The organism is Anoxybacillus thermarum, from assembly GCF_000836725.1.
GTDB classification, from domain to species: domain Bacteria; phylum Bacillota; class Bacilli; order Bacillales; family Anoxybacillaceae; genus Anoxybacillus; species Anoxybacillus thermarum.
The window spans coordinates 1-9,994 of record NZ_JXTH01000076.1; the positions used below are offsets into that span (position 1 = coordinate 1).

Annotated in this window: 8 protein-coding genes and 1 pseudogene; 6 read left to right on the top strand and 3 right to left on the bottom strand. The window is 44.4% G+C overall.

Annotation, left to right across the window (positions count from 1 at the left end):
* A pseudogene (locus tag LH47_RS15550) lies at nt 1-144 on the top strand (UPF0236 family protein); the annotation flags it as partial.
* A gap of 216 nt (nt 145-360) precedes the next feature.
* The gene (locus LH47_RS13130; protein ID WP_043968245.1) at nt 361-816 is read left to right on the top strand and encodes a pyridoxamine 5'-phosphate oxidase family protein; all 456 of its coding nucleotides are present in this window, start codon (nt 361-363) and stop codon (nt 814-816) included.
* A 19-nt stretch (nt 817-835) separates the two neighbouring features.
* Here LH47_RS13130 and LH47_RS13135 read toward each other — a convergent pair whose 3' ends face one another.
* On the bottom strand, nt 836-1,420 hold the full coding sequence (locus tag LH47_RS13135) for a YhcN/YlaJ family sporulation lipoprotein (protein ID WP_043968251.1): 585 nt from the start codon (nt 1,418-1,420) through the stop codon (nt 836-838).
* Between the two features lie 109 nt (nt 1,421-1,529).
* On the opposite strand from LH47_RS13135, the gene LH47_RS13140 reads away from it, so the two are divergent.
* On the top strand, nt 1,530-2,861 hold the full coding sequence (locus LH47_RS13140) for a PhoH family protein (protein WP_043968252.1): 1,332 nt from the start codon (nt 1,530-1,532) through the stop codon (nt 2,859-2,861).
* A 24-nt stretch (nt 2,862-2,885) separates the two neighbouring features.
* On the opposite strand, the gene LH47_RS13145 is transcribed toward LH47_RS13140, so the two are convergent.
* On the bottom strand, nt 2,886-3,380 hold the full coding sequence (locus LH47_RS13145) for a molybdopterin-binding protein (protein ID WP_084221338.1): 495 nt from the start codon (nt 3,378-3,380) through the stop codon (nt 2,886-2,888).
* Nucleotides 3,381-3,519: 139 nt separating this feature from the next.
* Between LH47_RS13145 and LH47_RS13150 the strand changes: the two genes are divergently transcribed.
* From LH47_RS13150 to pyc, 3 genes are all read left to right on the top strand, one after another.
* Nucleotides 3,520-3,810, top strand: a complete 291-nt coding sequence (locus LH47_RS13150) for a YlaN family protein (protein WP_043968255.1) — start codon at nt 3,520-3,522, stop codon at nt 3,808-3,810.
* A gap of 85 nt (nt 3,811-3,895) precedes the next feature.
* Nucleotides 3,896-5,095, top strand: coding sequence for a putative lipid II flippase FtsW (gene ftsW / locus LH47_RS13155; RefSeq protein ID WP_084221339.1), 1,200 nt, complete (start codon nt 3,896-3,898; stop codon nt 5,093-5,095).
* A 57-nt stretch (nt 5,096-5,152) separates the two neighbouring features.
* Nucleotides 5,153-8,599 (top strand): pyruvate carboxylase, encoded by a 3,447-nt coding sequence (gene pyc / locus LH47_RS13160; RefSeq protein ID WP_043968259.1) that lies wholly within the window; start codon nt 5,153-5,155, stop codon nt 8,597-8,599.
* Between the two features lie 25 nt (nt 8,600-8,624).
* Here the strand turns inward: pyc and LH47_RS13165 are convergent, their stop codons facing one another.
* Nucleotides 8,625-9,566, bottom strand: a complete 942-nt coding sequence (locus LH47_RS13165) for a COX15/CtaA family protein (RefSeq protein ID WP_167333789.1) — start codon at nt 9,564-9,566, stop codon at nt 8,625-8,627.
* Nucleotides 9,567-9,994: the final 428 nt, after the last annotated feature.

A 9,994-nucleotide genomic window follows, 5' to 3' on the forward strand; every position in this document is an offset into this window, starting at 1 on the left:
TCCAAGCGGGTTGAACAGGCCAAACGGAAGGCAGGACGGTTGTGGGCAGATGTGGTGCGTCAGAATCTACCGTGTCTGCAGCGGTCATCCGGGACGCCGATCCATCAAGCGTTGTCGGCGCTTCGGGATTTTGGTTGGGTGTAAAAAAATGGAATACAATATCATCACTTCAAGATGAGGGATGAGAGTCCAAAAGCGCTTACGATATCAATTCCTGAAAATGGTTCGCTAACTAGTGATTGACAACACCCGTAGTGAACCGAAAAAATGTTCTCCACAAAGTCTTGACTGACTCCTAGTATATCATATTGTTTGAAACTGTGTGAAAAAAAGGTATGATAAAAAAGAGGAGGGATACATATGCCAAATGCGGTAGAACCAACATTAATTGAGCCGTTATTCCAAGCGCTGCAAAAAGAACGATTTGTCATCGTATGCACGATCGATCATGAAACAGGTGCGCCAAATACAAGTGCGATTTCTTGGGTGTACGCCCCAACCCCTGACCGATTGTATTTTGCGGTCGATCAACGTTCACGCATCGTCGCAAACGTGCAGGCTAACCCAGCAATTTCGATCGTTTTGATCGCCAACGAATCAACGTATTCCATTAGCGGAAAAGCGCATGTGAAAGTAGAAAAGCTAGAAAACGTTCCGCTAAAACTAGCTGCCATTCAAGTTGACATTGAAGAAGTGCGCGATGTCATGTTTTACGGTGCAAAAATTTCAGTCGAACCGAAATACGAAAAAACGTACGATGCACAAGCTGCTGCCAAGCTCGATCAACAAGTGATGAGCGCCTTAAAACAAGCATAAGCCGAGCGATACGCTCGGCTTATTTCATATGGTCGTTTGATTGCTTTTGTTGCTCTTTTTCTAACTGATTTTGCTCGTTTCGATTCAGCTGATCATCGTTTTGTCTTGTAGAGCGTGGATTTTTCGTTTGTAAAAAGTCGCTCGGAATTTCAGGCATAACGCGTCCGACAATGGCGGCGAGCTCATCCATAAATCCTTGAATCGGCTTTCCGTTTTCCACTTGTTTTTGAATCGCTTTCAGCCGCGCATTTAAATCCGCATCCGCAATGACAATTGCATTCGCCCCGTACGGATCTTTTTGCAAACTTTCTACAACGGAATATTTCACAGTCCCGACGCGCGACGGGTCAAGCTTGGCGTTTACATCAATGCCTACTAACGCATATTTCCCGACAACTAATACGGTCGCATCGTTGACATTTGGGACGCTGCTAGCCAGATGCGCAAGATGGCGAGCAATTTGCTGACCGGATTTGTTCACGATTCGCTCATTTGTCGTATTTTTCACATGAACGAGCGAATCGCGATTATTCGGTTGCGCTTGTTGTCCGCAGGCGCTCATGAAAAGCAATATGAATACGATTATATATTTCAATTGTTCCACCCCTTTTCGTCTTTAACTTTATTTTGCAAAACTTCTTCTATCTTTATGCGTCCGATCATATATATAAACAACAATCCCGTCCAATGACGGTCGTCAAGGGGGAAAAAGCGTGGGCAAAAAAATATACGTATTAGATACAAACGTGCTTTTACAAGATCCGTATTCTATTTTTTCCTTTCAAGATAACGAAGTCGTCATTCCGGCTGTCGTATTAGAAGAAGTCGACTCAAAAAAAAGGTATATGGACGAAGTAGGCAGAAATGCGCGCCAAGTGTCTAAAATTATCGATAACTTAAGACAAAATGGAAAACTGCATGAAAAAATTCCGCTCGAAAATGGCGGCGTGTTGCGCATTGAATTGAACCATCGCTCGTTTCAACAACTGCAAGAAATTTTCGTTGAAAAAACGAACGACAACCGCATTTTAGCGGTGGCAAAAAATTTATTGCTTGAAGAACAAACGAAAGAAGACGGTCGCCCGGTGATTTTAGTTAGCAAAGATGCGCTCGTGCGCGTAAAGGCAGATGCGATCGGGCTAGAGGCAGAAGATTTTTTAAGCGATCGCGTCGTTGAAATTGACCATATTTATACCGGCTTTTTAGATTTGTACATAAGTCCGGAGCATTTAGGGCGCTTTTATGAAAAAGGTGAATTAGTGCTTTCGGAAATTACGAACCATCCGTTTTATCCGAATCAATTTATCGTCATGAAAGATGCGCTTGGCGGCTCTTCGTCGGCGCTTGGCATCGTCGATCATACAGGAAAAAAAGCGCGCAAACTTGTGTTTCATTACGATCATATTTGGGGCATTCGTCCGCGCAACGTCCAGCAAACGATGGCGTTTGAATTGTTGTTGCGCACAGATATCCCGCTTGTGACGCTCATCGGAAAAGCAGGGACAGGAAAGACGTTACTTGCGTTAGCGGCAGGATTGATGCAGACGGAAGATTTGCGGCTATATAAAAAATTGCTTGTCGCCCGTCCGATTGTGCCTGTCGGAAAAGATATCGGCTATTTGCCGGGGGAGAAGCAAGAAAAATTGAGACCGTGGATGCAGCCAATTTTTGATAACTTACACTTTTTATTTGATACGAAAAAGCCGGGTGAGCTTGATGCAATTTTATCAGGCATGGGTTCTATTGAAGTGGAGGCGCTCACGTATATACGCGGTCGAAGCATTCCAGAGCAGTTTATTATTATTGACGAGGCGCAAAACTTAACGAAACATGAAGTAAAAACGATTTTAACGCGCGTCGGGGAACGAAGCAAAATTGTGTTAATGGGTGACCCAGCCCAAATCGATCACCCATATTTAGACGAATATAATAACGGGCTCACATACGTCGTTGAAAAATTTAAAGAACAAAAAGTGGCCGGGCACGTTCGATTAATTAAAGGAGAGCGATCATCGCTCGCGCAACTTGCCGCCGACCTTTTATAAAGAAAAGAGGCGAAAAGCCTCTTTTCACTCGACGATAAATGCCCGCACGTGCGTGATCGGATTGTCGCGATTTGAGCCATCACCGAAATAAATATGGACAGGCCCGTCTTCTTTTAGCGGTTTGCCGTCTTTTGCAAAACATAATAACAGCTCATAAGCTTCGGCAAGCGGAATGGTCGTATCGCCGTTTTCTGTGACGATGATGAAACGCTTGGCATCGTCGTTCGGTTCCGCGTTGCGCAAAAATGGGGCAAACGGCATGCCGAACGTACCAGATAATATTTTTTCTTTTTCAAACTGTTTTTCTGTTTGCAATGTTGGAGGAGATACGGCTCCTTCTTGAATTTCGCGGTCCCAATACGCTGAAATGTTTTGAATGTCATCTATGTCTTCTCGTTGTTCTATTTGCGGATGACGTGTAAAATAAGTATGTACATCTACTTTGCGATCATCAAAAATCCATACGCTCGGATCGAGTGTAATCGTAAATTTAACGTTCCCTTTAATGACGATGACCATGTTCATTCCCCCTATCTGCCTTTCATTATATGATGAAAGCGCTTGTTTGTAAAATTGTTCGTCAAGACACGATGCTTGCATTTTTTTCGTATTCACGATAAGATGAAGGAACAGGAACGTACGGAACGGAGGGGTCAACGTGACGCCTGAAGTGGCGATAAACTTTCGAGAAAGAGCCTATTCGTTGTTGCAAGCGGATGCGGAAAAAATTGTGAAGCTGATCCAAGTGCAAATGGATCATTTAACGATGCCGCAATGCCCGCTATATGAGGAAGTGTTAGATACGCAAATGTTCGGTTTATCCCGTGAAATTGATTTTGCCGTCCGTTTAGGGCTTGTCGATGAAAAGGACGGGAAGGCGATTTTAGACCGACTAGAGCGCGAACTTTCGGCATTGCATGAAGCGTGCACGAAAAAGACGAAAAAATGACAAAAACTCAAACGAATTTCGTTTGGGTTTTTTCTGTTTTGTAGTACAATGCAAATAAGAAATTGAAAGGGAAGATGGGATCTCGATGCGATTGAAAATGTTTATGAAATACTATGACTATCCGCTTATTATCGCAATATGTTTATTGTCGTTGTTCGGTCTTGTGATGGTATATAGCGCGAGCATGATTACGGCCGTTACTCGTTTTCATACGGCGAGCGATTATTTTTTCCAAAAACAAAAATGGGCATGGATCATCGGTGCAGTCATTTTTTTATTTACTTCATTTGTTCCGTATAAACATTATGCGCGCAAAAAGTTTTTACAATTCGTTTTTTTCGCCATGCCTTTGCCCCTCATTTACGTCCTTTTGTTCGGCCATACCGTAAACAACGCGACAAGCTGGATTAAAATCGGTCCGATTAGCATTCAACCAGCGGAGTTTGCCAAAATCGGGTTAATCATATATTTAAGCGGAGTATTAGCAAACAAGCAAAAAAAATTACAAACATCGCCGCAAGACGTCCTATTTCCAATCTACTATATGTTGTTTATTTGCTTACTCATTTTCCTTCAACCAGACGTCGGTACGATGTTCATTATCGGCGTGATTTGTGCGGTCATCATCCTTTCTTCCGCCGCAAGCAAACGGTTATTGATGAAACAGTTGTTTCTGTTTGCTTTGATTTTCGGAGTTGTCGCGGTGATTTCCGGTCCGGTTATATACGATCGCGTGTTTACGAAAGAGCGTTTATCGCGCATTGACGGTTTTTTGCATCCGTTTAAGTATGCAAAAGACGAAGGATACCAACTCACCAACTCGTACATTGCGATCGGAAATGGTGGATTAAAAGGGCTCGGACTTGGACAAGGCATTCAAAAATACGGTTATTTGCCAGAAGCGCATACCGACTTTATTATGGCGGTGATCGCGGAAGAGCTTGGGCTATTTGGCGTTTCGTTCGTCCTCCTTCTCTTATCGTTTATCGTCTTGCGCGGCTTTTGGATCGCAAGAAGGTGCCAAGATGCGTTTGGCAGTTTATTAGCGATCGGCATTTCAACAATGATTGGCGTTCAATCGTTCGTCAACCTAGGTGGAATATCAGGGCTCATCCCGCTGACAGGGGTTACATTGCCGTTTGTCAGTTACGGTGGTTCATCGCTCGTTTTACTAATGATGTGTGCCGGAGTGCTGGCAAACATCGCAGCGGTAACAAATTATGAACAAAAACATAAAACAGAAAAACAAAGCAATATTCAAAAAAATCATATTTCTTTTTCGTAATTGTATTTACAAATACAGAAAATTCGTTATAGTTTTTATATGAAGGATAGGGGGAGGATGCATATGAGGCGTATTCAAAAAGTACTTGTTGCAAACCGTGGAGAAATTGCGATTCGCGTATTTCGCGCCTGCAACGAACTAGGGATTCGCACCGTTGCCATTTATTCGCGCGAAGATGCAGGATCGTACCATCGCTACAAAGCGGATGAAGCGTATTTAGTTGGAGAAGGAAAAAAGCCGATTGAAGCATATTTAGACATTGAAGGCATTATCGAAATCGCGAAAATGCATAATGTCGATGCGATTCATCCGGGCTATGGCTTTTTATCGGAAAACATCGAATTTGCGAAACGATGTGAAGAAGAAGGCATCATTTTCATCGGGCCGAAACAAGCGCATTTAGATATGTTTGGCGATAAAGTAAAAGCGCGCCACCAAGCGAAACAAGCCGGCATTCCGGTCATTCCGGGAAGCGACGGGCCTGTGCAAAGCTTGGAGGACGTCGTGCGCTTCGGCGAGACATACGGTTATCCGATGATCATTAAAGCAGCATTAGGCGGCGGTGGACGCGGAATGCGCATCGTTCGCTCGCAAGCGGAAGTGAAAGAAGCGTATGAGCGAGCGAAATCGGAAGCGAAAGCGGCATTTGGCAGCGATGAAGTATATGTCGAAAAATTAATCGAAAACCCAAAACATATTGAAGTGCAAATTTTAGGTGACGAATACGGCAACATCGTTCATTTATATGACCGAGATTGTTCGGTGCAACGCCGCCATCAAAAAGTTGTTGAAGTGGCGCCAAGCGTATCGCTTTCAAGAGCGCTTCGCGAAGACATTTGCGAAGCGGCAGTGAAACTGATGAAAAACGTGCAATACGTGAACGCAGGAACGGTTGAGTTTCTCGTTTCTGGCGATGAATTTTACTTTATTGAAGTAAATCCGCGCATTCAAGTCGAACATACGATTACAGAAATGATTACAGGGATTGATATCGTCCAATCGCAAATTTTAATCGCGGAAGGACATGCGCTACATAGCGAAAACGTCGGCATTCCGAAACAAGAAGACATTCGCGTTCACGGATATGCGATTCAATCGCGCGTGACGACAGAAGATCCGCTAAACAACTTTATGCCAGATACAGGAAAAATTATGGCGTATCGTTCAGGCGGCGGCTTCGGCGTTCGTTTAGATGCAGGCAATAGCTTTCAAGGTGCCGTCATTACGCCATATTACGATTCGCTGTTAGTCAAAGTGACGACGTGGGCGTTAACGTTTGAACAAGCGGCAGCAAAAATGTTGCGCAACTTGCGCGAGTTTCGTATTCGCGGCATTAAAACGAACATTCCGTTTTTAGAAAACGTCGTGCAACATCCGAAGTTTTTAACAGGCGAATACGATACGTCGTTTATCGATACGACGCCAGAGCTATTTGTGTTCCCGAAACGGAAAGACCGCGGAACAAAAATGTTATCGTATATCGGAACGGTTACGGTGAACGGTTTTCCAGGTATCGGGAAAAAGAAAAAGCCGGTATTTGATCCGCCGCGCATTCCGAAAGTAAACCATATTGAACCGATGCCAAAAGGAACGAAACAAATTTTAGATGAACAGGGGGCAGACGGGCTCGTTCGATGGATAAAAGAACAACAGCGCGTGTTGTTGACAGATACGACGTTTCGTGATGCCCATCAATCACTTTTAGCGACGCGCGTGCGCACAAACGATTTGTTGCGCATTGCTGAGCCGACCGCGCGTTTATGGCCGCAACTATTTTCGATGGAAATGTGGGGCGGAGCGACGTTTGACGTAGCTTATCGCTTCTTAAAAGAAGATCCGTGGGATCGTTTAATTCAATTGCGCGAAAAAATTCCGAACGTTTTGTTTCAAATGTTGCTTCGCGCGTCGAATGCGGTCGGATATAAAAACTATCCAGATAACGTCATTCGGGAGTTTGTTGCGCAATCGGCGGAAGCAGGCATTGACGTATTCCGCATTTTCGATAGTTTAAACTGGGTAAAAGGAATGACGGTTGCCATTGATGCGGTACGTCAAACAGGAAAAGTGGCGGAAGCAGCGATTTGTTATACGGGCGATATTTTCGACCCAACGCGCACAAAATACAATCTCAACTACTATAAACAGTTAGCAAAAGAGCTTGAGCAAGCCGGTGCCCACATTTTAGCGATTAAAGATATGGCGGGACTATTAAAGCCACAAGCAGCTTATACGTTTATTTCCGCTTTAAAAGAAGTCGTCGACATTCCGATTCATTTGCATACACACGATACGAGCGGAAACGGCATTTATACGTACGCCAAAGCAATTGAAGCAGGAGTCGATATTGTTGACGTAGCGGTAAGCTCAATGGCTGGTTTAACGTCGCAACCGAGCGCAAACACGCTTTATTATGCGCTTGAAGGAACGGAACGTGCACCGGAAGTCGATATCGCATCGCTTGAGAAATTGTCGCGTTATTGGGAAGATGTGCGCAAATATTACGTCGACTTTGAAAGCGGCATGAACGCGCCGCATACGGAAGTATATATGCACGAAATGCCAGGCGGACAATATAGCAATCTTCAACAACAAGCGAAGGCGGTTGGCTTAGGGGACCGTTGGGATGAAGTAAAAGAAATGTATCGCCGCGTCAACGATTTATTTGGCGACATCGTCAAAGTGACGCCATCATCGAAAGTTGTTGGCGATATGGCGCTATATATGGTGCAAAACAACTTAACCGAACAAGACATTTACGAGCGCGGTGAAACGCTTGATTTCCCAGATTCCGTCGTTGAACTGTTTGAAGGCTACCTCGGTCAGCCGCATGGTGGATTTCCAGAAACGTTGCAGCGCATCATTTTAAAAGGGCGTGAACCGATTACTGTTCGTCCGGGCGAACTGTTAGAGCCGGTCGACTTTGAGAAGTTGCGCGAAGAGTTATATCATATCGTCCAGCGTGAAGTGACCGACTATGATGTGTTAGCTTATGCGCTATATCCGAAAGTGTTTGTGGAATATGCCCATACGGTCGAACAGTTCGGTGATTTATCTGTGCTTGATACGCCGACGTTTTTGTACGGCATGCGTCTCGGTGAAGAAATTGAAATTGAAATCGAAAAAGGAAAAACGTTAATCGTCAAACTCGTCTCGATCGGTCAGCCACAAGCGGACGGAACGAGAGTCGTATACTTTGAACTAAACGGTCAACCGCGTGAAATTGTCGTGAAAGACGAAAGCATTAAAACAACTGTCGTGGCGCGTGTGAAAGCGGATCGCAACAATCCGAACCATATTGCTGCGACGATGCCGGGGACAGTTGTCAAAGTGCTTGTTGAAAAAGGGGAAAAAGTGAAAAAAGGTGACCATTTAATGATTACCGAAGCGATGAAAATGGAAACGACTGTGCAAGCACCGTTTTCTGGTATTGTGAAAGACATTTACGTCAAAGGCGGCGACGCCATCCAAACAGGCGATTTATTGCTTGAATTAGCGGAAAAATAAAAGAACGAGGGATTTCCTCGTTCTTTTATTTTAATACGGCAGATGGAACGGCTTGATGGCCGACCTCTTTTTCTTTTTTGCTACGTGTCGCCAATAACACGAAGTAACTTAATACACCAAATAAACATGAAATAAAAAACGCATGAGCTAAAGCGACGTATAAGTTTAACCCCGTAAAGACGACGAGCGCCCCTGTTGCGACTTGGCAGCTGACGAGAATGAGCGCGATGAGCCAGCCCCAGTACATAATCGGCTGATGTTTATATCGTTTCATTGCGTATATCGTTGCCCATAAAATCCAAAGAAACAATAATCCGGCTGCAAAACGGTGTCCCATTTGCACCCATTCATGCAGTTGTGTCGGGAATAACCGCGTTTGTGCGCAAAACGGCCAACTTGGGCACGCTAAACTCGCTTGTTTATGGCGAACGAGCGCTCCGGTATAGACGACGATATAGCAATATGCAATAATGCCGTAAATATGAAATGTCATCGTACGATCGAGCACAACGGATGCGGCATCAAATTTTTTATCTACTTCAAAAATAAACAACGTTAATAAAAAGACAGCCGCAAACGAAATGAGCGAGATACCAAAATGAAGCGCAAGCACGACGTCCGATTGCCCCCATACAACCGCAGCCGCCCCAATGAGCCCTTGCAAAACGAGAAACACGAACGAAACGACGGATAAAAATTTCGTTTCACGAATATGTCCGATCGCTTTCCATGACCAAATCGATAAAATAAGCACCATCAATCCGACGACGCCTGAGACGATGCGATGGCTTAATTCAATGAGCAACTCAGATGTAATGTTTGATGGGATGAGCTGCCCGTGGCAGAGCGGCCACGAACGACCACAGCCCATCCCTGATCCTGTTTTCGTCACAAGCGCCCCACCAATTAAAACGAAAAGCATGCCGATTGTCGTCGCTACCGCAAACCATTTTAAAAGCCGTTGCAATGTGTTCACTTCCTTAACGCAAAATTTTATCTAGCAAATGCCTAGTAAAAACTGTATAATAAATGTGAAATACGTGTGAAGAAATGCTACTCTCATATTAGCGGAAAATGTCGAAAAGCGCAAAGTTTTATTATGTGTGAGTAAAATATTTGTGGGTGACATTCAGGAATGATTCCCCGACGAGGGTTGCGAACTTTTGTTCGCGACGCTCGTCGGGGCCACCAAGCGAAGCGCGGTAGAAAAAAGCAAATGTCATGCAAAAAGGACTCTCTCCCTGCTATGATGGTGATGACCAACATCAATAAAACAGGAGGGAGAGAGTCCATGAAACATTTTACCACAGAATGGCCTTTATTAAAAGAGCTGGAGGAACAATTAGTCAGAACTCTTCAAAAGGTGTTCGCTGTCTTGTTGGCGGCCCTTTTGGA

Bases quoted from the DNA above. Each gene is read 5' to 3' on its own strand.
- LH47_RS13130 (WP_043968245.1), top strand. From the start codon at position 361: ATGCCAAATGCGGTAGAACCAACATTAATTGAGCCGTTATTCCAAGCG.
- pyc (WP_043968259.1), top strand. From the start codon at position 5,153: ATGCATATGAGGCGTATTCAAAAAGTACTTGTTGCAAACCGTGGAGAA.
- ftsW (WP_084221339.1), top strand. From the start codon at position 3,896: ATGCGATTGAAAATGTTTATGAAATACTATGACTATCCGCTTATTATC.
- LH47_RS13145 (WP_084221338.1), bottom strand. From the start codon at position 3,380: ATGGTCATCGTCATTAAAGGGAACGTTAAATTTACGATTACACTCGAT.